This is a genomic window from Salipaludibacillus sp. HK11 (assembly GCF_047795645.1).
Taxonomy (GTDB): Bacteria; Bacillota; Bacilli; order Bacillales; family Salisediminibacteriaceae; genus Salipaludibacillus.
This window is the reverse complement of the sequence record NZ_CP181045.1, coordinates 4,627,979-4,653,157: the sequence shown is the minus strand read 5'-3', so window position 1 is coordinate 4,653,157 and position 25,179 is coordinate 4,627,979. Positions and strand designations below refer to the sequence as shown.

At 37.1% G+C, this 25,179-nt stretch carries 24 protein-coding genes; 7 read left to right on the top strand and 17 right to left on the bottom strand.

Annotated elements, in window-relative coordinates:
* Positions 1-178: 178 nt before the first annotated feature.
* The gene (locus tag ACM26V_RS21985) at positions 179-700 is read left to right on the top strand and encodes a MepB family protein (protein WP_416148908.1); all 522 of its coding nucleotides are present in this window, start codon (positions 179-181) and stop codon (positions 698-700) included.
* Between the two features lie 49 nt (positions 701-749).
* Here ACM26V_RS21985 and ACM26V_RS21980 read toward each other — a convergent pair whose 3' ends face one another.
* Positions 750-926, bottom strand: a complete 177-nt coding sequence (locus tag ACM26V_RS21980; protein WP_416148907.1) for an SE1561 family protein — start codon at positions 924-926, stop codon at positions 750-752.
* Positions 927-1,125: 199 nt separating this feature from the next.
* Between ACM26V_RS21980 and yfkAB the strand changes: the two genes are divergently transcribed.
* Complete coding sequence (gene yfkAB, locus ACM26V_RS21975; protein WP_416148906.1) at positions 1,126-2,262, top strand: radical SAM/CxCxxxxC motif protein YfkAB; 1,137 nt, start codon at positions 1,126-1,128, stop codon at positions 2,260-2,262.
* A 247-nt stretch (positions 2,263-2,509) separates the two neighbouring features.
* On the opposite strand, the gene ACM26V_RS21970 is transcribed toward yfkAB, so the two are convergent.
* The 4 genes from ACM26V_RS21970 to ACM26V_RS21955 all read right to left on the bottom strand — a co-directional run bounded on the left by ACM26V_RS21970 (position 2,510) and on the right by ACM26V_RS21955 (position 8,140).
* Complete coding sequence (locus ACM26V_RS21970) at positions 2,510-3,313, bottom strand: YfkD family protein (RefSeq protein ID WP_416148905.1); 804 nt, start codon at positions 3,311-3,313, stop codon at positions 2,510-2,512.
* A 117-nt stretch (positions 3,314-3,430) separates the two neighbouring features.
* Positions 3,431-6,097: a tetratricopeptide repeat protein gene (locus ACM26V_RS21965; RefSeq protein WP_416148904.1), complete on the bottom strand. Its 2,667-nt coding sequence runs from the start codon at positions 6,095-6,097 to the stop codon at positions 3,431-3,433.
* Positions 6,098-6,313: 216 nt separating this feature from the next.
* On the bottom strand, positions 6,314-7,663 hold the full coding sequence (locus tag ACM26V_RS21960) for an MATE family efflux transporter (protein ID WP_416148903.1): 1,350 nt from the start codon (positions 7,661-7,663) through the stop codon (positions 6,314-6,316).
* 96 nt (positions 7,664-7,759) lie between these two features.
* The gene (locus ACM26V_RS21955; RefSeq protein WP_416148902.1) at positions 7,760-8,140 is read right to left on the bottom strand and encodes an OsmC family protein; all 381 of its coding nucleotides are present in this window, start codon (positions 8,138-8,140) and stop codon (positions 7,760-7,762) included.
* A 166-nt stretch (positions 8,141-8,306) separates the two neighbouring features.
* Here ACM26V_RS21955 and ACM26V_RS21950 point away from each other — a divergent pair, with 166 nt between their 5' ends.
* Positions 8,307-9,524, top strand: a complete 1,218-nt coding sequence (locus ACM26V_RS21950) for an MFS transporter (protein WP_416148901.1) — start codon at positions 8,307-8,309, stop codon at positions 9,522-9,524.
* 85 nt (positions 9,525-9,609) lie between these two features.
* On the opposite strand, the gene ACM26V_RS21945 is transcribed toward ACM26V_RS21950, so the two are convergent.
* The 3 genes from ACM26V_RS21945 to ACM26V_RS21935 all read right to left on the bottom strand — a co-directional run bounded on the left by ACM26V_RS21945 (position 9,610) and on the right by ACM26V_RS21935 (position 12,139).
* Complete coding sequence (locus ACM26V_RS21945) at positions 9,610-10,404, bottom strand: VLRF1 family aeRF1-type release factor (RefSeq protein ID WP_416148900.1); 795 nt, start codon at positions 10,402-10,404, stop codon at positions 9,610-9,612.
* 176 nt (positions 10,405-10,580) lie between these two features.
* Complete coding sequence (locus tag ACM26V_RS21940) at positions 10,581-10,994, bottom strand: hypothetical protein (RefSeq protein WP_416148899.1); 414 nt, start codon at positions 10,992-10,994, stop codon at positions 10,581-10,583.
* A 164-nt stretch (positions 10,995-11,158) separates the two neighbouring features.
* Entirely contained in the window at positions 11,159-12,139 is a 981-nt protein-coding gene (locus ACM26V_RS21935; protein WP_416148898.1) for an MBL fold metallo-hydrolase, read from the bottom strand.
* Positions 12,140-12,561: 422 nt separating this feature from the next.
* Here ACM26V_RS21935 and ACM26V_RS21930 point away from each other — a divergent pair, with 422 nt between their 5' ends.
* Complete coding sequence (locus ACM26V_RS21930) at positions 12,562-12,702, top strand: FbpB family small basic protein (protein ID WP_416148897.1); 141 nt, start codon at positions 12,562-12,564, stop codon at positions 12,700-12,702.
* Positions 12,703-12,805: 103 nt separating this feature from the next.
* Here the strand turns inward: ACM26V_RS21930 and ACM26V_RS21925 are convergent, their stop codons facing one another.
* Together ACM26V_RS21925 and ACM26V_RS21920 are read right to left on the bottom strand one after the other, a co-directional pair.
* Entirely contained in the window at positions 12,806-13,135 is a 330-nt protein-coding gene (locus tag ACM26V_RS21925) for an SCP2 sterol-binding domain-containing protein (protein WP_416148896.1), read from the bottom strand.
* Positions 13,136-13,257: 122 nt separating this feature from the next.
* Positions 13,258-14,013: a lysophospholipid acyltransferase family protein gene (locus ACM26V_RS21920; RefSeq protein WP_416148895.1), complete on the bottom strand. Its 756-nt coding sequence runs from the start codon at positions 14,011-14,013 to the stop codon at positions 13,258-13,260.
* Between the two features lie 273 nt (positions 14,014-14,286).
* On the opposite strand from ACM26V_RS21920, the gene ACM26V_RS21915 reads away from it, so the two are divergent.
* The 3 genes from ACM26V_RS21915 to arsC are packed head-to-tail and all read left to right on the top strand — an operon-like array spanning position 14,287 to position 16,237.
* Positions 14,287-14,634, top strand: coding sequence for an ArsR/SmtB family transcription factor (locus ACM26V_RS21915; RefSeq protein ID WP_416148894.1), 348 nt, complete (start codon positions 14,287-14,289; stop codon positions 14,632-14,634).
* A 45-nt stretch (positions 14,635-14,679) separates the two neighbouring features.
* Complete coding sequence (gene arsB / locus ACM26V_RS21910) at positions 14,680-15,759, top strand: ACR3 family arsenite efflux transporter (RefSeq protein ID WP_416148893.1); 1,080 nt, start codon at positions 14,680-14,682, stop codon at positions 15,757-15,759.
* A 58-nt stretch (positions 15,760-15,817) separates the two neighbouring features.
* Positions 15,818-16,237: an arsenate reductase (thioredoxin) gene (gene arsC, locus ACM26V_RS21905; RefSeq protein WP_416148892.1), complete on the top strand. Its 420-nt coding sequence runs from the start codon at positions 15,818-15,820 to the stop codon at positions 16,235-16,237.
* A 92-nt stretch (positions 16,238-16,329) separates the two neighbouring features.
* Here the strand turns inward: arsC and arsA are convergent, their stop codons facing one another.
* From arsA to ACM26V_RS21870, 7 genes are all read right to left on the bottom strand, one after another.
* Positions 16,330-18,096, bottom strand: a complete 1,767-nt coding sequence (gene arsA, locus ACM26V_RS21900) for an arsenical pump-driving ATPase (RefSeq protein ID WP_416148891.1) — start codon at positions 18,094-18,096, stop codon at positions 16,330-16,332.
* 27 nt (positions 18,097-18,123) lie between these two features.
* Complete coding sequence (arsD, locus tag ACM26V_RS21895; RefSeq protein ID WP_416148890.1) at positions 18,124-18,486, bottom strand: arsenite efflux transporter metallochaperone ArsD; 363 nt, start codon at positions 18,484-18,486, stop codon at positions 18,124-18,126.
* A gap of 429 nt (positions 18,487-18,915) precedes the next feature.
* Positions 18,916-20,067: an NrfD/PsrC family molybdoenzyme membrane anchor subunit gene (nrfD, locus tag ACM26V_RS21890; protein ID WP_416148889.1), complete on the bottom strand. Its 1,152-nt coding sequence runs from the start codon at positions 20,065-20,067 to the stop codon at positions 18,916-18,918.
* 33 nt (positions 20,068-20,100) lie between these two features.
* A complete protein-coding gene (locus tag ACM26V_RS21885) occupies positions 20,101-20,961 on the bottom strand; it encodes a hypothetical protein (protein ID WP_416148888.1) in 861 nt (286 codons plus the stop codon).
* A gap of 279 nt (positions 20,962-21,240) precedes the next feature.
* Positions 21,241-21,864 (bottom strand): TorD/DmsD family molecular chaperone, encoded by a 624-nt coding sequence (locus ACM26V_RS21880; protein ID WP_416148887.1) that lies wholly within the window; start codon positions 21,862-21,864, stop codon positions 21,241-21,243.
* A 30-nt stretch (positions 21,865-21,894) separates the two neighbouring features.
* On the bottom strand, positions 21,895-22,584 hold the full coding sequence (locus ACM26V_RS21875) for a 4Fe-4S dicluster domain-containing protein (RefSeq protein WP_416148886.1): 690 nt from the start codon (positions 22,582-22,584) through the stop codon (positions 21,895-21,897).
* Positions 22,585-22,611: 27 nt separating this feature from the next.
* Positions 22,612-25,164, bottom strand: a complete 2,553-nt coding sequence (locus ACM26V_RS21870) for a molybdopterin-dependent oxidoreductase (protein ID WP_416148885.1) — start codon at positions 25,162-25,164, stop codon at positions 22,612-22,614.
* Positions 25,165-25,179: the final 15 nt, after the last annotated feature.

Genomic DNA, 25,179 nt, shown 5'->3' with positions numbered 1-25,179 from the left:
GTTCCCCTCTCTAACCTAATACCTAATGCTTATTCATCTCTTGTATTCTACATTATCTTTGTTTATCTGAAAGATTTCAAGGAACATGGAGTAATTCAACACGATTGGATATTTATGTTAATATAAGAGGATCCTTTTAAATTGCAATAATACTTTCATAAGATTGGGTGTGAAACAAATGAATGAGAAAAGCATCCCTCGTGATTTTCTATTAACTAAGGATCTCGTTTATAACGCGTGTGGATTTGAATGTTCTCAACCACTACTGGAAACACAAAACGCTGAATATGGTGGCTTGGTATTTAAATTGAATTCTATTTCCATTAGATTTCGTGTTGCTAAAGTTACTCCTAAAAAAGTTGGTCAATTTGTGACAGTGTGGGAGAGAATCGGCGATGGACCGATACAACCGTATGACATAACAGATGCAACCGATTTGTTAGTTATCAGCACTCGTGATGACAAAAACTTTGGTCAGTTTATATTTCCAAAAGAGGTTTTATCTAAGCAGAATATAATATCAAACAACGGTAAAGGTGGTAAACGGGCAATGCGTATTTATCCACCCTGGGACAAACCTACAAGCCGTCAAGCGGAAAAAACGCAACAATGGCAGCTAGAATATTTCTTAGAGATTCCAAATATTGCGCCCATCAACTTTGATCGTGCCCATGTGCTTTATGGCATGAAAGATAGATAATTAAAAATAACCTACCCCTTATGAGTAAGAGGTAGGTTATTTTTGTTACTTATTCACCTTGAAGGCGGTGCTTGATGCACTGCGCTTCTAAGTCATCCAGCAATGCAATGATTCGATCAATATCTTCAACCCCTGTTTTTTCGGGATCTAACGAGTCTAGTAGTTCCACGAGGTTTTCCATTCTATCATGAAGGCTATCTAACTTTGTTTGTTTTCCATTTTCCATTTTGACATACTCCTTTCTAGTTGAATCCTGTCCTATTTCCAAAACATATTGTATCAGATTGTAATAAAAGATGAAAACTTCTCTCCTTTAATTTTGGGACAATCCATTTCAAATACAAGGACAATCCTGTATTATAGGGAAGGCAGATGGTTTTTTTACTACAGTTAAGTATTGACAGGGATATAAGGAGTGATTCAAAATGCACATTCAAAAAGAAAAAATTCGCCCATCCTATGATCCTTGGGAAGCATATCTAGATATAAAAGAGTTTGGAAAACCACAACTAACAAATATTGAATTTACAACAACGAATCTATGTAATATGCGCTGCGAGCATTGTGCTGTTGGTTATTCTTTAATGACAAAGGATCCCGACGCGCTACCTCTGCAACTTTTCATTGATAAATTAGATGAAATTCCTAATTTAAGAGCTTTCAGCATTACTGGTGGAGAACCTATGATGTCGATGAGATCGGTAAAGGAGTATGTCTTACCTTTATTGAAATATGCTCATGACCGTGGAGCACGCACACAAATAAATTCAAATTTGACAATGCCTTTGGAGCGATACAAACTTATTGTGCCTTATTTAGACGTTTTACATATCTCCCATAATTATGGGAGCATCGATGACTTTACCGATATCGGCTTTGCCGTGATGGACAAAAAACCTTCTGTCGACCAAAGAAAAGCTTATTTTAGTCGAATGGTTGAAAATAGCCAAATCCTTTCTCAAGAAGGAGTAATTATTTCTGCAGAAACGATGTTAAATAAACGAACGTTACCCCATCTTGAGCAAATTCATGATCAAATCGTTCAAATGGGATGCCAAAGACATGAGGTCCACCCAATGTATCCAAGCAATTTTGCGAGTGATCTTTCAATCGCGAGCCTTAAAGAGATACGCGAAGGCATTCATCGGTTGTTGGATCATCGAGATCCGGATACGTGGATGCTCTTTGGTACTCTTCCTTTTTACGCATGCAACGAAACGCCTGAAGATCAAGAATTATTAGTACGACTCTTCAAAACAGAAAATGTCACAGTCCGTAACGATCCCGACGGTCGCTCACGGTTAAACGTCAACATATTTGACGGTGGCATCCATGTCACCGACTTTACGTCTGAAGGTGCATTAGGATCGATTCATGATCTATCATTGCCCGAAGCTTTTGCTAAATGGCAGGAAACGGACCTTGCTAAATCAATTGATTGCCACTGTCCAGCAGCAGAATGTTTGGGCCCAAATTTATTAGTGAAAGATGCTTATTATAAAAACGTAGATTTTAAAACCCGAACAGCTCTTATTAGCAAAACAACAAAGTTGGGTTATTGAAAAGCGTAAAGAAAGAAGGACCTCCACTCCGGAGTGGGTGAGGTCCTTTTTTGCTTTTTTTAGATTTGCTTTTGTTCGTCTTCGGCGGTATCTTTTCTCCTTTTCTTTCATGCACAAGCTACGCCTTCTTCAACAGTTTCTTTTCTATTTCTGCTTGCGTAATGAACAAGATGTCTCCTCTTCAACAGTATCCTTTAAAATTCCTTTTAAACTCGCTAAATTCCTACCTGTTTCGTAAACTTTGTCCCTACCTAGGTTCCTTTGTCTCATCCATCTTGAAATTTACGTAATTCTGAACGGGAATCCAAGCACTGATACCTTGTTGCGTGACGTTTTTTACATCTAACGAAGCACGATCACCTTTCATCTCCAAATAAACTTCCCCATACGTTACTTTGCCTTTTTCATTCACTGCAGGTACAAACGTATTCAAGTACCCCATCTTTTTTGGACTAACTGAGTAGGTTCGATCCACTTGCGTACCAAAACCAATCATCGTTGAAAAACTTAGTGGAAGTTTAGTTTTTTCTGCCGCTTCAACTAACATCATTTCTTCCACCATTTCTCTATCAGACACATCTGCCGATAGACCACCTTTCACACGTTTTTGCTGTTGTTGATTATACTGAATCGTTTTTTGGTCTTGACCGCTTCGATTATCAATCATGTTCGTACTAACTTTTTCAAAATCCCAGTTTATAACGGTTTCTTCCGATTGATACGATAAAGGCCAATGTCCAAGATAAATCGACGCACGCATCCCAATAGCCAATTTAGTTCCTCTAATCGACGATTCATTTAACACCTTCACTAAATCATGATTGTTGATCGTCACTTCAGTAGATTGTATTAACTTTTCTGCTAAAGGGCTTGGCTGTAAACTTGGTAAATCCTCCGCTGGATTCGGATACGTATTTTCCTTTGAAATGTTCATGGAGGATTCAGGAATATCTAATTTTTCAGATTCAGACTTCTCTTCTCCCAACACGGAACTCGGCACAAGGCATGCACAAATAAATAAAATAACGAAAGCATACACCAATTTTTTCACAATAACTCATCCCTCCTTTATCAAGACACTTCTTAGCATGTAGGATTAGTTTTACTAAAAAACAAAAAAATATCCCTGCATTTTGCAGGGATATTTACAGTTTCCAAAACTATTTATTTAATGAAAGACATTCCCTTCGCTCATCTCATCGATCATCTCATACTGAAGTATTCTCACTTCAAATATTTTCAACGGATCAAAGAAAGCGTCCGGATGTTCTTTCATTGTTTCAAGATTCTCTTTTGCACCAGCAATTTCCGCGTCTGCTTCATCTATACACTCGTTCACTTGTAGGATAGGCTCTTCAAATGACATAGAAATATCTGATTTCAACGCTTTCTCAAAAAGATCAAACTCCATGAAAAATTGTGCAATGATAGTCGTTGATACATATTCAAAATCATTATTCTTAATGTGTTTTTGATATTGATTGTAAAGCATCTGTTTATTTTGTTGCATATTTCCCAACAACTTCCCAGCACTTTTCAAAATCAATTGTGAAGGTAGTAGCCGATTCATAATATTTATATGTTCCACTTCGACTCTGTTCATCATTCTTGATAAATCACGTTTCCAATCTTTTAACACTTGGAAATCACATTGCAAATTCATCCGCTCTTCCTCATACACTTTATTAAATGATTCGCTCATCTCATTTAAGTAATTCTGAGTTTCGGTCAATTCATCATCTGACGTTTTTAACCACGATTTTATACTCAATTCAAAGGCCGGAATAAGATCTCGGGTAACATATCGATCAATTTTTAGATTCATCATCTTATCCAATTCCTCATGCACTTGTCTAAAATCGCCATCTTCCGCTATTTCATCTGCTACCTCGCGGAGTAAAGGTGGAATATCTCGCCCGACTTTCTTTTTCATCTCTTCTTTTAGTACTCGGTAAGATTGAAGTAAATTTGCACTCTTCTCTGATTTCGAGTCTTCTAAATGGTTTACTAACCCCTTTAGCTTGTTTCTCACTTCATCATTGAAAGCAACCTTCTCTTTATATCGATTCTCTTTTGTTACTCTTTGGTCTAACAAATACCCGATTAACGACCGAATAAAAGAAAGCAATTTACTACCCTTATTCTGACTTCCTTTATTCAATGTTAGGTGAAATTGATTACGAATGAAATCATGCAACTGACTCGTATCATTTCGTGAAGTTACGTCCAATTGGCGCGAAGAAGGAAATTGTTCACTAATAATCTTCTTTATCTCCTCTGAACCAAAACCACCGCCGATGTCATTTATGACAAAATGAACCGGTATATCAGGTTGTTTTTCTAGAAAATCACTTAATTGTTTTAAGCTATCATTTTGTAATGATTCATTACTTTCAATCACATAAAGAACACCACTTGCAATACTCGAATATTTAGTCGATCGCTGATTTGACAGAGATGTATGCACAATCGAAGCATTAAGTTCCTTTAAAAATGTCGACGGCCAAGTTAAATCAACTAAGCCCTCTTCTGTAATTTCATCGATATCGTTGACCGATTGCGTACCCATATCTGTGATCTCATTCATGGCTGGCTGTTCGCCATTTTGAATAAATGCCGTTATTCCATCGTCTTTAAATAACTCCTCATTAAGCATACTATTCAATATCTTTGACGAATCCGAACCTGTTACTAGTAAATAATTATGATTATCTTTATCGATTTGTGATAATAACCAGTTCCATTTGTTCCCGATATTCACTTCATTTTCCTCTGCCCAAATCAGGATCGTTTCCAATAAGTCAGTCATTTCCTTCTCTTTTGCAGCTGAATCTGGACGAGTTAACACAAGTCTCTCTGCCTCTTTGACTGTATCTGGGTGAAGCGTATTTGGAAAAAATTCATCCCAAGCGAACGCAGCTGTAGCAGGAAATAATGACGATTTTTCCTGCGTTACCTTTATCCAGTTGTCAATAACCTCGGGTAAAAGATCCTTTAATGAATGGATCAAGTATTGACCATTCATCAATTGTAAATAGCTCTGATAATATAATTGTGATATCTCTTTCCATTGTCCTTCTTGAGAGACATCAATTTGGCTAATAATATTGTTCATCGTTTTCAACCAAATTAAGCTAAAAGGCCCCCCATGATAATAAAACCAGAATGAAGACATCAGTTCAGAAAACTTTCGTTGATCCAACTTATACAATGAGAAAAGGACTTGTTCAAAATACTTAGGTTCAAATTCTTCCGTGTAACCATTTCGCACATACTCATTTAACGTCGTAAACCAGTGAAGTGATTCCGTGCGAACAGCTTCACTCGAAGCCAATTCTATTGCTTTCATCCATTCTTGTCGGTCTTCATAAAATGCTCGCGCAATCTCGGTCACATTTGGATAATCAGGATTAATCGTCAACGCTTTCTCCATGTATAGGTGTGCTTTATCCGGTTGATTATTCTCCGAATAGAGAGTTAGTAGCTGTAAAGCAACTTCCATCGAAAGAGTAGTATCATCCGTTCGAATCGCTTTATAAGTTTTTTCCGCTTCATTTAACCACCCTAAGTGATAATAAGCATCTCCTATATTTTTTCTTGCCCATGGTTGAAGATCATCTTTGACATTATCCCATTTGTAAATCGCCGCTTCCATATCTTTATGATGATAATACACTTCCCCTTGAGCAAAACGAATCGAAGATAAACCCGTTCCTTCACTCATTTGTTCGTGAAAAAAAGCTGTTCCAAGAGCTTTAACAGGATATTTTTTACTCGTGTCATCGACGGTCGTTTGAAAATACGTTTTATTAATTAAATGTTCTTCTATGTCCATGTTTATCCCTCCTGTATCCAGCAATTATCATAAATTTTGCAGCACTTGGTGCAAAATTTACATCCTTTAGACTATTCGTTAAAAGAATTGATTTTACGACGTTTAATCACGCTTTCTTATATCTTGTTATATTAGAAATTAATTGGTGTATTTCAATCTATTCTACCATGAATTCCCTTTATAGTTACAAAATAATCTTTAAATAGCCTGTTTCATTCATCCATCATTTTCGTCAATTATTTTAATATCTCGCCAGCGACCATAGCGATAATAGCAAATCGCTAAGACACTACTTAAAAGGAGACTCACAGCCATCCCAACTCCTATCCCTCGCTCACCAAGCCATAATGAAAATAGATACGTTAATGGAAAGCGAAGTACCCAAAACGATAGGACATTTAACAAAAACACTTGAAACATCGCGCCAGCAGCTCGGACAACTCCGTTTAAAACAAAATTAATGCCTAAGAATGGATAAAAGAATGCAACTGTTTTAACGTACATCGTTCCAAAAGCGACGGTGTTTGGGTCTTGAACAAACAATGATATCGCATGTTCAGCACTAAAAAAGACAATGGCGCTTAAGCTTACAGATACTATTGCGATCAGTAACAAGCCATTTTTTGATATATCAGCAACTCGTTCCCATTTCCCCGCACCAATATTTTGCCCAGCCATGCTATTAATCGCCGAACCAAGTGTAAGTGCCGGGATCATAATTAAACTATCAAGCCGCTGTGCTGCTCCAAATCCAGCAACAACATCTTCCCCAAAGCCTGTAACGACAGTCATAATTGCTAAAACGCCCCCTGAAATAACCATCATCGATAACCCCGACGGCAAACCGAGTTTAAAAATCTTTTTCATTTGCTCCATCGTCGGTAAAAAAGGAATCGAAAACGGAACACCCGCTTTGTAAATAGAATAGATTAACCCATACAAAAATGCTGTCCCTTGAGCAAAAATCGTTGCATATGCAGCACCAGCGAGTCCAAAGTCTAGTACAGAAATGAAAATAGGATCCAATATGGCATTAAGAATTACGGCCAACAACACAAACTTTATTGGAGTTTTACTATCACCTAGAGATCTCAAAACTGTTGCAATAAAGTTATAGCCAAATAAAAATAAGATTCCAACAAAATTAATTCGCAAATAAACGGTTGCAAGAGGAAGGATATCATCAGGCGTTCCCATCCATTGTAAAATATGGCCAGAGACAAAATAACCAATAATCCCTAGTACAAACGTCATCGAACCTAAAATGACGACAAATCCATTTAATGACTTTTTCAACCCTTCTTCATCCTTCGCGCCTTTATGCTGAGATAGAAGCGTTAATGCTGCAGTATTTATACCTATGATAAATGAGAGAATCGTGAATACTACTGTACTAGAAATTGCGATCGCACCAAGCGCATTTGCACCAAGTAAATTTCCTACCCACAACGAGTCAATGACTTGGTAAGACGTTTGTAGAATGTTTGTCAAAAAAATAGGTGAAGAAAATAGAATCATTTTTTTGATGATACTACCTTCTGTAAAATCATATTGCTTATTGCCCATAGTGATTTCCCTTCTCGATAAAACACGATATCGTTATTTTTTAATCAATTTAGAGTTAAAAAAAGGAAGGGAGCCCCTTCCTTTCATGTGAATTTGTTACACGATCTCAAATGTCTCCGTAATTTCTACTGAGTCGATGACAGTCTGCGCCATCGGGCAATTTTTACTCGCCAATTCGACAGCTTTTTCTATTTTTTTCTCAGTCAAACCTTCTCCTTTAATGACATAATGAAGCTTTATCTTAGTTATCCTATTAGCTCGTTCAGGATCACGGGTAACATCGGCTTCGACTTGAAGATCTTCCACAGTCATTCGCTGCTTATCAATAATCTTCCTCAACACCGAACCGCTACAAACCGCGATCGAACTAACCATTAGCTGAAATGGACGAAATCCTTTTTCTTCGTCCCCGGAAACAACTAACTTCCCATAATTAAATTCAGATTCAAATGCATCATTCGTATATTGAAATTTCATGTTAAATCATCCCTTCTTAATCAATTATCGTCCTTTCATTTTATCACCTTCACTAAATTCGTCACGTAATAAGACTTTTCTGCTTGAAAACCTAGCAAAAGCCATTACAATGGATATTGGTGCACGAAAGTCACTTTTTTATCGAAGTCGAGGAGCGTAGTTGTATATGACAAATCAAACGATTCATCACCACAGTAAAAACAACCCTGTTTACCGCTATTGGGTGTTAGTAGGTATGGTCCTAATCGCTGGCTTTTCCCAGGGGATGCTTTTACCCGTGTTAGCAGTTATGCTTGAAAGTTCTGGTGTTTCTTCCGCTGCCAACGGCTTAAATGCTGCCGCTTTGTATATTGGAATTATCTTAATTTCTCCTTTTATCGAAAAACCGGTAAGAAAATACGGCTATAAACCTGTTATCATCTTGGGACTCGTCATGGTTGGCATTTCCTTGCTACTCTTCCCCATCTGGCAAGCATTTTGGTTTTGGTTTACTCTGAGACTCATTGTCGGAATTGCAGATAACTTGATTCATTTTTCTACACAAATATGGATTAGTACAACGAGTACACCTGAAAGACGAGGACGCCAATTATCTCTTTATGGATTAGCTTTCGGAATGGGATTTGGCGTTGGTCCAATGATGACACGTCTACTAGATATCAATGAATATCTGCCATTTATCGTTGCATCAGTCGCAAGTGTGATTGCTTTAGGATTCATGTTATTTTTGAAAAATGAATGGCCTGATAATGATTTTGAAACTGCTTCTCAATTAAATACAATCGCCCGTTACAAAAAAGTGATCAAGTTAGCATGGTTCGCTTTACTACCTGGATTTTGTTACGGCTATATTGAGGCATCTTTACACGGGAATTATCCTGTTTATGCTTTACGAACAGGGATTGATTTACAATTTGTCACCATGTTCCTACTACCGAGCTTTGTATTCGGAAGCTTGGTCACTCAGTTACCATTAGGAATTCTCAGTGACAAAATTGGGCGAAGTCGTGTGCTGATAGGGCTAATTTCTTTAGGTCTTGTCTGCTTTTTCACGATGAGCTTTATCGAACATTCTCAATCGATCCTGCTTAGTTTATTTATCATTGCAGGCATGTTGTTAGGTTCCTTATTTTCGTTAGGTATTGCCTATTTAGCAGACTTAGTTCCCGCGAACCTTCTTCCAACTGGTACCGTAATGACAGCTGTGCTGTTCGGTGTCGGGAGTATGACCGGTCCGATTGTCGGTGGCTTTCTAATTGAGCTCGTCGGTCAAGGTGCCATTTATTACTCGATTAGTGCAATGCTCGCCGCCATGCTTGCTGCCGGCTTACTTTTTCAACTTCAGTTGAAAAAACAAACAAAATCAGAGGAAAATGCTGCATAGCCTTTGTAAATTTTGAAACTTCTCTACTGCATTCAATCCGAAAAACGCCCCATCACGGCAAGTGCCAAGATGGGGCGTTTACATATCAGTTAAACACTTCTTCTAGTACCTTCTTTGGTTCTGCCTTATTTAAATTTTTCTTAACGACACCCGCTGGTTTTGTCCGTAGGCTGGTTTCAAAGGAACGAATCATTTCTGCTTCGCCGACTAAGTGCACTTCTTTCCAATCACGGTCTTTTTTTAGTTTATCAACATTTCCTGCCATCTTTTTATAGAATCGGTGGCGATTCTCTTCAAATCGTTGTTGAATTTTGTCCACATGAGTTGCACCTGATGCTGTCCTATCAGAAGAAGCAAGTCCATCTTTAAACGTCCAATCTTCACTTCCAGGATCGAAATGATACGTCCTTTCATCATTAATTATGCCTAATTCTGTATCTATAACTTTTACTTCATCTTGATTCGGTAGTATTACTCCTGACCTAGGATATTGTTGCTGTAATTCTGATATTTGGTCAAGAACTGGATGTCTTTCCCAATGGAAACTCGTCTTCACAGGTATCTGTAAATAATGAACGGACCATAGATCTTCCTCATCCGAAGCGAAAATAATCACGCCTTTTTGCAATTCGGTGCGATTCCGCTCGATTTCATCATCGATCTTCTTTTTCAACTTCTTATATTGCTTTTTTTCTGCTTCATCACTAGAAGCATCCAAATATTCTTGAATCCGATTTAAACCGTTTTTCAAGCGAATTTTCCATTCACCTTTTTGCTGATCTGGGTTAGCTGGGTCCGTATTCAAATAAACGGTCAATACACTATTTCCGTCAGTACTTTTAAAGTCATTCAAATATTGCAGTTCATTTTCTAATGCCATATTGTCATTCCTCCTTGAAATAACGTATATAAATCTGTAACCGAATTTTTGATCATTAAAACGTCCATTTCAATTCTTTTTGTATAAAAAAATGCAGACTATATTTCACTCATTTCTTTGCATACAAAAAAAGCACCTACCAACCTTCTCATCGGTAGATGCCAATCATGTCTATTCTATTCGATTCGTTCAGGCTCGTTCTCATTCAGAGAAGTATCCAATTCTACCAGTTCATCTGACTGGAGCTTGGCTTTTAAACCTTTTAATTCGTCTGTAGAATCTTGGACCGCTCCAAGTAAGTCATACACGTGAGACTTCATATTTTGAGAAGTCGTCACTAGTTTTTCAATATCTTCCGAGGCTGATTCTACGATAGAAGATATTTTATCGCTTGATTGACGAATTTGTTCGATCACACTATCTCGATTTTCATTGATGACTTCAATCCAGTGCTTCGTTTGATTTGAAGTCGTAGAGACAAACCCGACCACCTGATTTCTTCGGTCTTTATTTGACGCCACATAAATAGAACCCGCCAGAAAACTTAAGACCGTTCCACTAATAATCCATTTCTTTGTCTGTTGTTCCATAAGTCATTCCTCCATTCGAATGATGATTTCGACATTTATATATACCATCTTACCAATAAAATGAAAATACAAACAAATATTTCTCATAAAAACTGTGGAATTCATCAAAAAATGACTCTATAGTTCTATCTTTTATTAAATAATAACGGAATTGAAGCGTTTATTCACGTTTCATTTCCTATTTTTTGATAATAGATTGATCCATTCTCTTTGTAACAGTATACTTCTCCTCTTTCTTCAAGCATATCAAGATGTCCTAATGTTTCCGAAAAGGTCAAAGACGTTTGCTTTTGATAAATCTTCGGATACATTTTTTTACTCAAATCGAACGTTTGAATAGGGTCGTTATCCATTTTCCGTTTAAATATTTGTGCTTTCTCATCCATAGAAGTTAATCTCTTTTCAATAAGCTCTCTCGGATTCTCAATTGCCTCCCCGTGACCAGAGTAAATAAAAACAGCGTTAATACATTTTTTAAGAGCCTGCTTGTATTGAATCAGTGTTTTAGGTCGCTCCGTTTCATTCCAATACGGTGCTTCGATAATTGCATTCGAGGATATGTGCGAAATAAGATGATCCCCTGCAATCATTGTGCCATCTTTTTCATCAATAAGCGAGATATGACTCTGCGCATGACCTGGAGTTTCGATAACAGTCCAATCAGGTAACCCATCAATAACATCTCCCTCAGCCACTGCCATGTCCAGTGAAGCTTTCTTCGTATATTTCATAAAATAGTTGTTCGATCGATTTATTTCTTCTATCCACTTGTTAGGAACTCCATGTTCTTGATAAAAATGAGTGAAATAATTTCTCGTTTTCTTTAAAAACTGTTCATCCCTCTCAAGCCAAGGCTTTAATTTCGGATGGCCTATTACCTTTGCGTTTGAAAACTCTTGGACCAATCCAATATGGTCAGGATGGTGATGTGTGAGCACAACGAGTTCAATATCTTTCGGCGTCAATTCTAGTTCAGCTAACTGCCTTTCCATGTGAATGAGTGCTTCTTCTGTGTTTGGTCCTGTATCCACAATCGTTAATGCGTCTCCAAAAATAAGATACGAATGAATAGGTCCTACTAAAAAAGGAGTGGGTACTGTAATCTGATATATTTCTTTCGTACGTACTTTTAAAGGTGATTTCATGTTTACCTCCTAATCACTAATTATAAAACACAAAGCACTTCGACAATTTATTTAAGAAAGATAATTTCACAACATATATATACTAAATCTAAGTGGGGGCCAATTATAACAAACCCTGTATTCGCAAGGGAAAATCCTCATGTAAAAACCAGATCATGTAGTTGAAGAATGTAAGTTGTTCAGCAGCCTATTTCACTGTAAATTATCCACATTTAAGTTATCCACAACTTGTGCATAACCACTTGATAACTTTAAAAAACTTACTTTAATCTGTGGGTAAACATGTGCATAATGTTAAAAACCCTATTATGATTATTAAGTTTTTACAAAGTTCGCTAAATTGTAACACTTTTATTGTTATCTAAAGTGAATTTAATATATAATGGAATTATTAGAAAATTTAGATTAAAGGATGATCACCTATGAGAAAACGCTTTCACAAAAGTTTTGAGGAATTAGTTAAAGAAAACAAACAAGAAATCATGCAAGATCAACAAGCCATTTTAAAAATCGAAAAAAGAATTGATCAAAAATATGAAGTGGAAAAACTTCAAAAAGCTTAAAATGCAAACGTTATATCGATTAAATCACCTGTAAATAATTATTTGGATGTTAGAAGCTGAACCTTTCTAAAATAAAAGGTTCAGCTTTTTCGTGTGTATTCACTTATTGATATTTTTGAATTAATGACTGTAATTTTAACGCATGACCCAATTCTCCATGAACTTTTAATTTCCCACTCATATATGCCATCGTCGCATTCAAATCATCATGAGCCAATTTAATAAAATTTTCGTCACTCATTTCTAATTTTAAACGCGGCTCCCATTCCGTACCTTCGCTATATTCAGCTTGATTATTATCTACTTTTAATTGGTATGTCTCATCAGCTTCACCAAATAAATTAAATTCATATACGTAAGTAACCCCCTGCAAATGACTCGGTTCTTCGTTCATTTTTGTTATTAATTCAATAAATGTTTCCTTTACTGACATATCCACCACTCCTTTTAATGAATGAATGTACATTCATTCATATTATACAATAAATATAATTTGATATACAACAATGAAAAAGACCTTGATTAAATAATCATGGCCTTAGATTTTACATAGAGTTATTTAATATTATCTTTTTCTAGTTGAATTTGATTACCTTTCATTTGACTAACAATTTGCTTCCTCGAAATCTCAGCTAGCTGTTCACTATCAATATCTGAGTTTTCTTGGTGTACGCGAATTGGTTCGGAAATCGTCACATAAACGTCCGCTGAAGTGATCTTGTTATCGTTCGCTTCCATCATATTATAAGATCCCTCAATTGTTACCGGTAAGATCGTCACATTTGACTTGGTTGCAAGCTTGAAGCTACCCTTTTTAAATTCTGCAACCGGTCCGCCTTTACTCCTGGTTCCTTCTGGAAAAATCACAAGATTAGCGCCATCTTCTAAAGATTTCGCTCCGTTTATTATCGATTTCACTGCTTGTCTACGATCTTTACGATCCATGAATATACATCCCATATGTGCCATCCAAGTACCGATCATAGGAATTTTTTTCACTTCAATTTTAGAAATAAATCCAAATTTTATATCTAGAAATCCAAGTAATATAGGGATATCAAAGTTTCCTTGATGATTACTAACAATTAGCACAGGTTCATCCTTAGGAATATATTCTTCTCCTTTAACATGGACTTTTCCACCGGCAAACTTAACAAGTCGTCTCCCCCAATTTTGTGGAACCTTTTTTAAAAATTTATTAAATTCTTCCGTTTTCCCTTGATTTTTTAATAGTTTCGCTTTAAAAAGTCCAGGTGTGATTGCAATTAAATATAGAAAAAAGTAAATAAACCATATTCCTGTTTTAAACATTTTTATCATCCAATCATAATAATCATTTAGTTTTATTATAACAAAAACGTTCACTAAGTGTTTTATCCAGTCCTCACAGAAAGAGAACATTTCGTGACAAAGGATATATTCACGACGCTTTATTATATGTTAATTACATCATCATATATTTATTTAATTACCCTTCATATAACTGTTGACTTATATATTTGTACAGTTATATAATTGGATCGTAATATAATTTGTTCACTTGGGCAAAGCACAACTATAAGTATGAAGAAGGGAAGATTTAATATGAATACAGTAAGTAATGTAAACATTGAGCAAGGATCAAAAATATTGAAGCTTCTTGGAGATAAAACACGGTTAACTATTGTCTCCTATCTCATTCACGACGAATGCTGTGTTTGTGAACTTGTTGAACTTATTAAAATGAGCCAGCCTTCAATCAGTCAACATGTTGCTAAGTTAAAAAATTTAGGTCTCGTGCAAGAACGAAGACAAGGGCAATGGATATTTTACCGTGTGAATACAGAGTCTACTAACTATCCTTTAGTTAAAAGTATTTTAGCTCACTTTCCTGATCAGAAAGAGCAAATTAGCGATCTTGAAAAAAGAGGTTTAAGAGTTTGTTGTGAATAATTCATTCTATTTTATTTATTAAGTATATCAAGGAGGAAGATCAGTATGAGTAAAGATACTCCAGAAGTTGAAGGGAAAGGCCTTAATTTTTTTGAAAGATATTTAACAGTTTGGGTCATTCTCTGTATAATCATTGGTGTCGCCCTCGGCCAAGTATTCCCAGCCGTTCCTGATACATTAAGCAGGTTTGAATATGCGCAAGTATCTATTCCTGTAGCGATTCTGATTTGGTTAATGATTTATCCGATGATGGCGCAAATTGATTTTTCTAGTATTGCAAACGCAGGTCGTAAACCGAAAGGCTTGATCGTAACACTCGTTGTTAACTGGTTAATCAAACCGTTTACGATGTTTTTCTTTGCTTGGCTCTTTTTTAGATTTGTATTTGCTCCATTTATTCCTGAAGCTCTCGCTACTGAGTACATCGCAGGAGCCGTTTTACTGGGGGCTGCGCCATGTACAGCAATGGTATTTGTTTGGAGCTATTTAACGAAAGGTAATGCAAGCTATACGTTAGTTCAAGTTTCCGTTAATGATTTAATTATGATTTTTGCTTACGGTCCAATCGTCATGTTCTTGCTAAGAATTAATAATGTTATTATTCCATTTGATACGATTTTCTTGTCAATTGTGTTGTTCATTATCGTTCCTTTATTGGCCGGATACTTATCTCGAGTGATCCTAATTAAACGTAAAGGGTTAGATTGGTTTGAGAATGTCTACTTGAAAAATGCTGGGAAATTTACAATTGTCGGGTTATTACTAACCTTAATTATCATCTTCTCATTCCAAGGCGACGTGATTATGAACAATCCATTTCATATTGGATTAATTGCTGTCCCACTAATTATTCAAACGCTATTTATCTTCGTTATCGCTTATTTTTGGGCGCAGAAATGGCGACTTGAGCACAGCGTCGCAGCACCTGCAGCAATGATTGGCACGAGTAACTTTTTTGAATTAGCAGTTGCCGTCGCAATCGCATTGTTTGGTTTAAACTCGGGTGCAACATTAGTGACCGTTGTTGGGGTTCTAGTCGAAGTACCATTGATGTTATTTCTAGTACGAATCGCCAATCAAACGAAACACTGGTTTCCTGAACCAACCTTAGTAAAAGAAAACTAACTCATTGATCATAAAATTTATGATTATATATATCCACTACCTAAAGGAGGCAATTTAAATGACAAAACCTATTATTTATTTTTTATGTACAGGTAATTCATGCAGAAGTCAGATGGCAGAGGGTTTTGGCAAAAAATATTTGCAAGAAAATTACGATGTATACTCTGCTGGGATAGAGGCACACGGTGTTAATCCTAAAGCGATAAAGGCAATGAACGAAGTTGACGTGGATATAAGTAAACAAACATCAGATAAGATCGACCCAGACTTACTTCAGAAAGCAGATTTAGTTGTAACACTTTGTGGGCATGCCGATGATGTCTGTCCGGCAACACCACCTAATAAAGAACGCGTCCATTGGGGATTTGATGATCCTGCAAAAGCAGAAGGAACAGAAGAAGAAAAATGGGCATTTTTTCAGCGAGTACGCGATGAAATTGAAAAGCGAATAAAAACATTTGCAGAAACAGGAAAATAATTTTTCCCTTAACTTCAGAAGCAAAAACCTGTTGTGATATTTATTACACAACAGGTTTTTTATTATGTCTCAACAATGAGGAGTCTTTTTCATTAGTTCAAAACTAATTCTTTCAATTTATCTAACCCTATTACTTGGTCTGTTTGCCATGGAACAATCACCGTTTGTTGTGATAACTCATTTTTCACATTCTCAATCCACTGTTGCTCTGAATTTGATCTTCCCTTCAGCACTGGATCTGTTGTTTCAGTAGCCTGAAAGCTTTGGTTTATTATCCACCATGCCGGTTCAATTTCAGCTCGGCGAAGATCTTGCTGCAACCGGCTTGCTTCAAATACTGGCGTTGCTTCTGGTAACGTTACTAAAGACACGAAAGTTTGCTTAGGATTTCTTAACCTAGGAAGAAGTTTTCTAACCGATTCAGGCATATCTCCTGCTGTTCTCTCTACTTCACGGTGATAAGACTCTGCTGCATCAAGAAGCAATAATGTATGACCTGTAGGTGCTGTATCAATGACTACAAAAGCTCCTTCTGCTTTATCCACTACTTCTGCAAATGCTCGAAAAACAGCAATTTCTTCCGTGCAAGGAGACTCTAAATCTTCCTTAATAAATGCTAATTCATCTTCTGATAAATCATTGCTCACATTATTAAGTACTTGCTTTTTATAATTTTCAACTTCTGTTTTCGGGTCAACTCTACTAACGTTAAGCGTCCCTTCGAAAGACTCATTGTTCAATACTTGAGTTAAGTGTGCTGCCGGATCAGTAGTGGTCAAGTGGACGTCATGTCCACGCTCCGCCAAACCTACGGCGACAGCTGCTGCCATTGTTGTTTTCCCAACACCACCTTTACCCATTGTCATAAATACACCTTGTCCTCTTGGTTCAAGATCATCAACAATTGCTTTAATTGAGGGAAGATCATGCGCCGCTTTCGGTGTATCTAATTCCTCAATATATACTAATTTTTCTTGAAAAAACTTACGAAGAGCATCAAGTCCAGTTAAGTTGAACGGTACTAATGGTAAATAGAAGGTTTCCGTTTGTTGAATACCAACAGGGATGTTTGATAGAGCTTCCTGCTGTTTGCTTTCTAACTTCATTGCTACCTCATCGTCTGACTGACGTTCAAACACTCCGTTTATAATTAAAGCTTGATTTTTAATTCCGATATCGGCTAATTCACGCCCGGCTCGTTCAGCTTCCTCTAATGAAGACGAATCAGGTCTTGAAACCAATACAAGCACCGTTTCATCACTGTTAGATAAGGCCTCTACTGTTTTTGCATACAAGCCTTTCTTTGCCTCAAGGCCAGCCAAAGGTCCAAGACACGATGCGCCATTTTTATTATCTTCTAAGAAATCACTCCATGCTGTAGGAAGCTGAAGGAGGCGTAGCGTATGTCCCGTTGGAGCTGTATCAAAAATGATGTGATCAAACTGGTCCGTTGCGTCTCTATTAGCAAGTAATTTCGTAAATTCATCAAAAGCAGCAATTTCAACTGTACAAGCACCTGACAATTGCTCTTCCATACTTCTCAATGCTGATTCTGGGAGTTTATCACGATAAGGGCCGATCATTTTCTCGCGGTACTCTTTTGCTGCTTCTTCAGGATCTAAATTCGCAGCATAAAGATTTGGAATACCCTCAATTTTCGTTGGTTCATTTTTTAGTTCCATCCCAAACACATCTTGTAAATTAGAAGCAGGATCTGTACTTACGATCAAGACTTTTTTCCCTTCTTCTGCTAAAGCAAGAGCTGTAGCACAGGCTGTTGATGTTTTACCAACTCCACCTTTACCTGTGAAAAATAGATGACGAGTCGTGGAGATATCACTTGGCTGCAATCTTTTCATTTGAAACACTCCTTCTAATACGTACAATTAGTTCGATCTTAACTCAATTGTTCTTTTTGGCAGATTCACTTTTAAATCTTCTTCATTGAATTCGAACCATTCAGCAAACTCACTTAAAGACGGATATCGACCGTGTAACACTAATTCTCCATCTACTACTGTAGCCGGCAACCCATCAGGACCTTCTTCTTCTAAAAGTCTAGTCACACCTTTATGCTCTGCAAAGTATTCTGCCTCCTGAGCTAAATTGTACCTTGAAACGTCATATCCCTCATTTACTAACTTCATGATCGTTCGGGAGATCCTAGTTAATTCTGGATCTACACTAGGTCCACAAACTCCAGTAGCACAGCATAATGCAGGATCAAATATTTCTATTTTTGTACTCATTATAAAGCACCCTTTCGAATTTATTATTTGTTGATTTATTTAATTTGTATTAACATGATTAATTTAGCCCTTTAATACAAGCAAATAATCCTTTGCCTCATCCGAAATAAACATAATTTGCATGCTACTTAAGTGAATCTTTATATAATATATCTATTATATAATTAAAATATTATATAATCAATGAATTATATTAGTATTATTCAGTTTCTTGTGAAGGTTTTTATACATGTTTTTCTATGTGTTAATCAGGAATTGCTGAATAACCAAAAAATACTCATTGTTAGAATGGTTTCCGTCACGTTTATCGAATTATCCGAAAAAAAGAAAGGGATTAAAGAACCTGGTTCACTCTCTACTTCTAATCTCTTCGCTTATTAATACAAAAAAAGAAAGCCGACTTTGAAAAGTAGGCTCCCAGTATTTATATTATATTGCGCTTGGTTGAATTTTCTTTTTTGTAGTTTTTTTATCTTTTTCCTCATGAGTCGACTCACTGAGGTTAAATATTTTTGTACCTATCATGTAAACTACAACAGTTGCTGCCATCGCTCCAACAAAGATCAACCATTCTGTAACTGTTGCGGTGTAGGTAGCCATTTCTCCATAAGGTTGAGCCAATTGACCGCCGATGACCGTTACGAATTTGTCGAAAAACATTCCAAACAATACTAGAAAACTTACGCCAACTGCAATGACACTTGTTCTTTTACTAATAATTATCATAAGTGGAATAATAAGCCCTAATAATAATGCTCCGCCCCAATACATCAAAGCATACTCACCGTTAAAGATTAATGAAAAATCAGGTGTTCCAGTATAGAACATGGTGATTAGGCGCCATGCGTTAAACCCAAGTGCAACTCCGATCAAGATTCCCATTAACTTTGACAAATCAATCAAAGCTTCATCCACTTTCCGTGGTAGTTGTTTATTAATGAATTTGTATGTGAAATACGTAAAGATAGTTAAACAAGCAATTCCCGTCATAAGTGCAGATAAGGCGAAAAATACGCTTGTTGCTCCTCCATACCATAGTGGTCTCTGAACGACAATTGCAAAAATCCCTCCAAGAATACTCGTAGCTGCAATTGCTCCAGCAAGTGTCAAATATGAAGCATAGTGCATCACTTTTTCATTTTTGTTATGCATCGCAACAAACTCAACTACTAGTAAAACAACATAGACACCATATGTTGCCCCCATCCACCACATTGGGGCTTGTAAATTTGGTGATGTAATAAATAAATATGCTCTATCTAAGCGTCCTAAATCCATTGCTAATACTAGAAGTCCAGGGATAAGGACAGCTAATGCCAAAAAGATCGCTCTTTTCCCTAGAAAATCAAACTTCTTAAAACCTAACACGTGAGATGCGGAAGCAAGCATACACATCCCACTCGCCATTAATGCTAAAAATACATAAGCAACAATCAATAAGTTCCATGGAACGTAATCAGTTGAACCAAAGACAACCTGCCCACGTATAAGCGTGTTTCCCATTCCATATATCCCCGTTGCTACTATTAAAAGCAGAATGACTACCGCAATTAAACTTTTCCCCTGCCATTTCACAGCCATGTTAACTCCCTCCTATGAATCATTACTCTCCAGTCAGTCAGATAGTAACGAACGTTTTCTAGTTTCTTTCACATCACAGTCTTCACATAATTTTTCACCAGTATTTTTCTTATCTCTACACCTAGGACATTCATCTTGATCGACGACTTTTAACACATGATTTTCAAGTATATCTGCTAAGCGATTAACAGGTCTTTTATCAATACAGGCACATACTTGTTCACATACGTCACAATTAATACAGAGATCTGTGTAGAATTGTAACAAAGCAGTATCTTTTGCTTCAACTACTTTCAATGCTCCTGTTGGACAAATACTGGAGCATTTCTGGCATAAAGAGCACTCATCACTGACTTGTAGTTTTGCTACATGTAATTTATCTGATAAGAATGTATTTCTGTCTAGATGGATATGGTCTCTGTTTTTTTGAAGATAAGCCATTAAATATTTCCGTTTTTCTGTCTGACCTATCTTTTCTTTTAAACTAGTTACTTCTTGAAAAGAATCCAAAAATAAATCAGCTATTTGTCCTTTCGCTTCATTGGATGACATTTTAAATAGCTCTCTACGATTATACGTTCGTTTTTTTCCATGCTTTTCTTCTATGCGGTTGATAATAGGAACTTCATTTTTTACGACTGACTGATTGTTCCAATCTTCAAGCCATTCCAGTCCAATGTCTGGATTCCATTTAAAGTCACACGTCGCACAAATTATTGAATCACAGAAAACTTCGCTTTTTTTATCATAAAGCTCGCTCATCATGAAGTACTCTGGTGTCAATGCACTTAAGCACGGGAGTACCACATCATGTCCTTCCTTCGATCCCTGTTTCTCACATGTAAACGTCACGGAATCTCTCTGAGAAATTCGACTTTCGTACTTGTTCATCATTTCAGACTCATAATACAATGCTTCAGTGGTGCAAGCGTGTGTGCACTGTCGACAGCTACTGCAAAGATCCTCTTTTAATTCGATTTTGCCATCTTTCAGAGAAAGGGCTTCACATTCGCAAACTTTAACACACTTGTCACAGTTGCTATGTTTATACCTTTCTCTTAAACATTTTTTATCGTTAAACCTAAGTGATGACCTCTCCTTGACTCTTTGATATAAAAACCGTTCCCACACACGCTCACCCCCTTTGAAAAAATGAGTAATCAATATTAATTATTAGCGAGTTTCTACCGTTAAATTTTCCATTTCTAATGTCATTATTCCACTTGTTATGATAGAAAGTTGCTTGTAGTATTCATGTGTCGCTTGTTCTTCTATCCGATCTGTAAATTGTAAAACCCACCGACCAAGATGATTATTAACAAAGTCCTTTATCAAAACTAAGTAATTTAATTCATTCGTTTCAATATACATACAGTACAAGTAGTAAACAAACTCGAATTCGACCACGATATGATCAGCTGGTTCGTGAAATTCGCTCACCTTTTCTATTCCCGCTATCTCATATAATCTTTCAACATGTTTTGTCGATTCACCTTGAATTTGCTGAGACTCTTCTAAATAAACAGATCCGTATGGTGGTGCTAACATGTTAAATGGTCCAACAAAAAGTTTTGCATAATCGATTAGTAATGTTTGGCTTTTCGCCAAATCTTCATTTTCAAAGGTACCTTTTAATTTTTCAACTCTAATTGTAAGCTGTGGAAAAAGGGCATCAATCGCTTCTACCAATGCAGGAAATAGCTCCTCATGCTCTTGTTCTGGTTTCTTGAAAAGCTCACTTAACACCTTGAATATATTAGCTTTATAATGAAATTCTCCTAACGTATTCTGTTCCATATTCGTTTCACCCCTTGATAAAACCTGTTGTTAGAAGCTTCTAGTGTAAAATACTTTCGGCTTCGTTCCTAATTCATCCTTTAATGTTTTATAATCTCTTTTAAGAAATTCATGTATTTTGTCGTTTGGATCATTTAAATCGCCAACATACATTGCTTCTGATGGACAACGATCTACACAATAAGGTTGTTCATCTCTTGCTAATCGATGATCACAAAGCTGGCATTTTTCGACAATTCCGCGATATCGAATAGCTTCGTATCTATAATCTCGCTCAGGATTATAATAAGGAACTTCTGTACCTACTTTATCTTTAATCTCTTTTGGTGTAGCTGATACTTCACTCCACGCCTCTTGTTGGTTCCAATATTCATGTGGATTATTCTTGTTGTAGGAGATAACTCCATAAGGACATGAAGTCATACATGCTTTACAACCAATGCACTTATCTGCGTTGTGTAGAGTTAACCCAGTCTCATCATCTTTATACATCGCCGTTACCGGACAGGCTTTCACACATGGAGCATTGTCACAGTGATTACATAACGCAGGCATAAAATCGTATTTCACATTCGGGAATGTCCCAGTTTCATTTGATATAAAGTGCATCCAGTTCATGCCTGTATCTGTATTGTTTTCATTCTTACAAGTGACTGAACACGATGCACACCCAATACAGGATTGTAAGTCAATTGTCATTGCATAATTTTTTTTAGCCATGAAACGTCACCTCCGTACATTGAATTTTTATACTTTCTCTACTCTCACTCTCGTTTGACCACCGTGTCTAGCCCCACTTCCACTCATTGCTTCATGAACAGGAGCTAAGATCGTATTATTATTTCCACCACGTGCTATCTGCTTTTTTCGATCAAGCGAGGCAATATGACCGTATGCCCAGTGTCCTTGACCATAACACTTGGTAACCACACCCGGACGCGTCCCTTCCCAGAGCTTTGCTTTAACAGTAATAGATCCCGTTGGCGTCGTTAGCTTGACATCATCACCGTTTTTGATTCCTAATTTTTTTGCATCAATTGGATTTATTTTTGCAACATCATCCCAAGCTTCGTCACCAGGATCAACGTTTTTGAACTCTTGATACCATGAGAGGTTCGCTGAACGCCCTTCTCGATTTAACTTCGATCGATGTTCTGTAAATATAAGTGGATATTCGTTCTCATCCCCAACTCGGTAAGCTGGCTCATAGTGTGGGACAAAAGCCATCTCTCCTCGTTCTGTTTGCAAAGTCGCTTCCATCACATCGTCAATCGATGCATTATGTTTATCGGCATGACCTTGTAAAGCTATTTTCAAAGTTTCACTGTAAAATTCAAATTGACCAGTTTCTGTTCCCCAATTTCCATCCCATTTTTGTCGAAAACGGTAAGGAATCGAATTCCATGTACCAATTCTCTTTAATTCTTCCCAACCATCAATCGTATCCCCTTCTTTTGCAACCGAAGGGTCCCAAAGTGGCTGGGTGTACATTTTAGTCGCTATTTCATTAAATTCTTCCCCATTTTCAGGATGTTTGCCTGTTTCGGGATCAGCAAACTCATTTCTAAAATAGTCGATTAAATTAGAAAATCCTCTTTTCTCTAATGCTTCACCAAGCATCCACGGAATTTCCGTTTCATCAACCCTTATATCAAATGGAGACTCAATAACTTTGTTCTGCATATGAAGATGAGTATATAAGTTACCGTTACTTCCTCTTACTGGACTAAGTCGCTCAAACATAGAATGAGGACACGGAAGAACAATATCGGCAAAATGAGTCTGTTCTGCTGAGTTCACTGTCATATGAACCATGAACGGTATTTTTGCCAAGGCTTCATCCCATCGATCTGTCCCTTGATTACTGAAATTAAAGTTGTTCCAATAGCTCATAACCACTTTCAAATCATATGGGTCGCTGTTATTAATAGCATCTGCGACTGAGTTGGTCACTTTCGTTCCACCCGACTTGCTATCTTTTAGCCCAGGTAATTCTAGCCGACCACCGTGGTCAATCCGTTCCATGCTGTTACCTTGCTCGGCAATGTCATCAATATAATAATCATACTCAGGGAAATTATTCACTGGGCAATCTTCCGCTCCACAAATAACGCCACCTTCATTATCTGCTGAACCAACCAAACCATTTAAGGCTGCTTGTGCCATTACCGTATATCCACCGCGAACGACCATGCTTGATCCTGGTGAGGAAAAAGAAATAGCTTTCGGTGCTGCGCGACCAAAATCTCTAGCCACTCTATAAATTTGCTCTTCTGGGATACCAGATCTTTCAGCAGCCCAAGCTGGTGTTTTATCTTTCAAAGCTACATTCCACCATTTTATAAGTCCGTGTGTTTGAATTTCTTCAAAATCGTCTTCGTTAACGGTTTCTCCTTCTTTAAATTTATTTACACCGTCTTTAAAATCACCAACAAATGGCTTATACCAAAGCTCTTCTGTAAGAAGGACGTGGGCAATCGCCACAGCTAATGCACCATCTTCCCCTGGGATAACTGGTAACCATTCATCAGACTTTGCTGCCGTCGTTGAAAGTCTAGGATCAACACACGCTAGTTTGGCTCTATCTTTTAGATCTCCCCATATACTTGCTGTATGAGGCACTTGTCGATTAGTAGCAATTGGATCTCCACCCCAAAAGATTTCATAAAAAGTATTCGCATGATCGTAATCAGCATATCCCCAATAACTTTCTGTGTAATAACGCCCAAATTTTTCTGATTCAGCACAAATCGAACTATGCGAAATGTTATTTGGTGAACCGATAATTTTAGGCATCGCTCCATAGAGAATTTCATTTAATGATGTATAGCGACCACGCCACAATGAAAATTTATGCGTTTCATTGTTATCACGTAACTCAATAATTTTATCTGCAATCGTATCTATCGCTTCTTCCCAAGAGATCGGTACAAATTGTGGATCTTCATCTCTGCCTTTATTCGGGTTCGTTCGTTTCATTGGCTGTTTGACACGATCTGGATCATATACTTGTTGTAGCCCTAAATGGGACCGAACGCATGAATGACCGTGATTCGCTTTTGCGTTAGGATTTCCTCTCACTTTCGTTGCTCTTCCATCGATCCGATATATTTGTACGGCACACCATGCCGTACACCCTTGACAAGTACTTGCAATCCATTCTCCTTGTTCTTTATTTTCATTACTTGCACTGGTTTTTGTTGAGAACGCATTTAATACTGGTTTCGTCTGCGTCGCTCCGGCTGCAAATAATCCAGTTACTGCAGATACTTTAAGAAAACTCCTTCTTGTCAATTTCACTACATCCACCTCCAA

What these genes read in the sequence shown, in the direction of transcription:
- arsC (WP_416148892.1), top strand. Translation starts at nt 15,818, where the DNA reads ATGACAAAACCTATTATTTATTTTTTATGTACAGGTAATTCATGCAGA.
- ACM26V_RS21880 (WP_416148887.1), bottom strand. Translation starts at nt 21,864, where the DNA reads ATGGAACAGAATACGTTAGGAGAATTTCATTATAAAGCTAATATATTC.
- ACM26V_RS21920 (WP_416148895.1), bottom strand. Translation starts at nt 14,013, where the DNA reads ATGTTTAAAACAGGAATATGGTTTATTTACTTTTTTCTATATTTAATT.
- ACM26V_RS21915 (WP_416148894.1), top strand. Translation starts at nt 14,287, where the DNA reads ATGAATACAGTAAGTAATGTAAACATTGAGCAAGGATCAAAAATATTG.
- ACM26V_RS21985 (WP_416148908.1), top strand. Translation starts at nt 179, where the DNA reads ATGAATGAGAAAAGCATCCCTCGTGATTTTCTATTAACTAAGGATCTC.
- arsB (WP_416148893.1), top strand. Translation starts at nt 14,680, where the DNA reads ATGAGTAAAGATACTCCAGAAGTTGAAGGGAAAGGCCTTAATTTTTTT.
- ACM26V_RS21950 (WP_416148901.1), top strand. Translation starts at nt 8,307, where the DNA reads ATGACAAATCAAACGATTCATCACCACAGTAAAAACAACCCTGTTTAC.
- ACM26V_RS21980 (WP_416148907.1), bottom strand. Translation starts at nt 926, where the DNA reads ATGGAAAATGGAAAACAAACAAAGTTAGATAGCCTTCATGATAGAATG.
- arsA (WP_416148891.1), bottom strand. Translation starts at nt 18,096, where the DNA reads ATGAAAAGATTGCAGCCAAGTGATATCTCCACGACTCGTCATCTATTT.
- ACM26V_RS21930 (WP_416148897.1), top strand. Translation starts at nt 12,562, where the DNA reads ATGAGAAAACGCTTTCACAAAAGTTTTGAGGAATTAGTTAAAGAAAAC.
- nrfD (WP_416148889.1), bottom strand. Translation starts at nt 20,067, where the DNA reads ATGGCTGTGAAATGGCAGGGGAAAAGTTTAATTGCGGTAGTCATTCTG.
- ACM26V_RS21885 (WP_416148888.1), bottom strand. Translation starts at nt 20,961, where the DNA reads ATGATGAACAAGTACGAAAGTCGAATTTCTCAGAGAGATTCCGTGACG.
- ACM26V_RS21955 (WP_416148902.1), bottom strand. Translation starts at nt 8,140, where the DNA reads ATGAAATTTCAATATACGAATGATGCATTTGAATCTGAATTTAATTAT.
- ACM26V_RS21960 (WP_416148903.1), bottom strand. Translation starts at nt 7,663, where the DNA reads ATGGGCAATAAGCAATATGATTTTACAGAAGGTAGTATCATCAAAAAA.
- ACM26V_RS21925 (WP_416148896.1), bottom strand. Translation starts at nt 13,135, where the DNA reads ATGTCAGTAAAGGAAACATTTATTGAATTAATAACAAAAATGAACGAA.
- arsD (WP_416148890.1), bottom strand. Translation starts at nt 18,486, where the DNA reads ATGAGTACAAAAATAGAAATATTTGATCCTGCATTATGCTGTGCTACT.
- ACM26V_RS21875 (WP_416148886.1), bottom strand. Translation starts at nt 22,584, where the DNA reads ATGGCTAAAAAAAATTATGCAATGACAATTGACTTACAATCCTGTATT.
- ACM26V_RS21945 (WP_416148900.1), bottom strand. Translation starts at nt 10,404, where the DNA reads ATGGCATTAGAAAATGAACTGCAATATTTGAATGACTTTAAAAGTACT.
- ACM26V_RS21935 (WP_416148898.1), bottom strand. Translation starts at nt 12,139, where the DNA reads ATGAAATCACCTTTAAAAGTACGTACGAAAGAAATATATCAGATTACA.
- ACM26V_RS21940 (WP_416148899.1), bottom strand. Translation starts at nt 10,994, where the DNA reads ATGGAACAACAGACAAAGAAATGGATTATTAGTGGAACGGTCTTAAGT.
- yfkAB (WP_416148906.1), top strand. Translation starts at nt 1,126, where the DNA reads ATGCACATTCAAAAAGAAAAAATTCGCCCATCCTATGATCCTTGGGAA.
- ACM26V_RS21965 (WP_416148904.1), bottom strand. Translation starts at nt 6,097, where the DNA reads ATGGACATAGAAGAACATTTAATTAATAAAACGTATTTTCAAACGACC.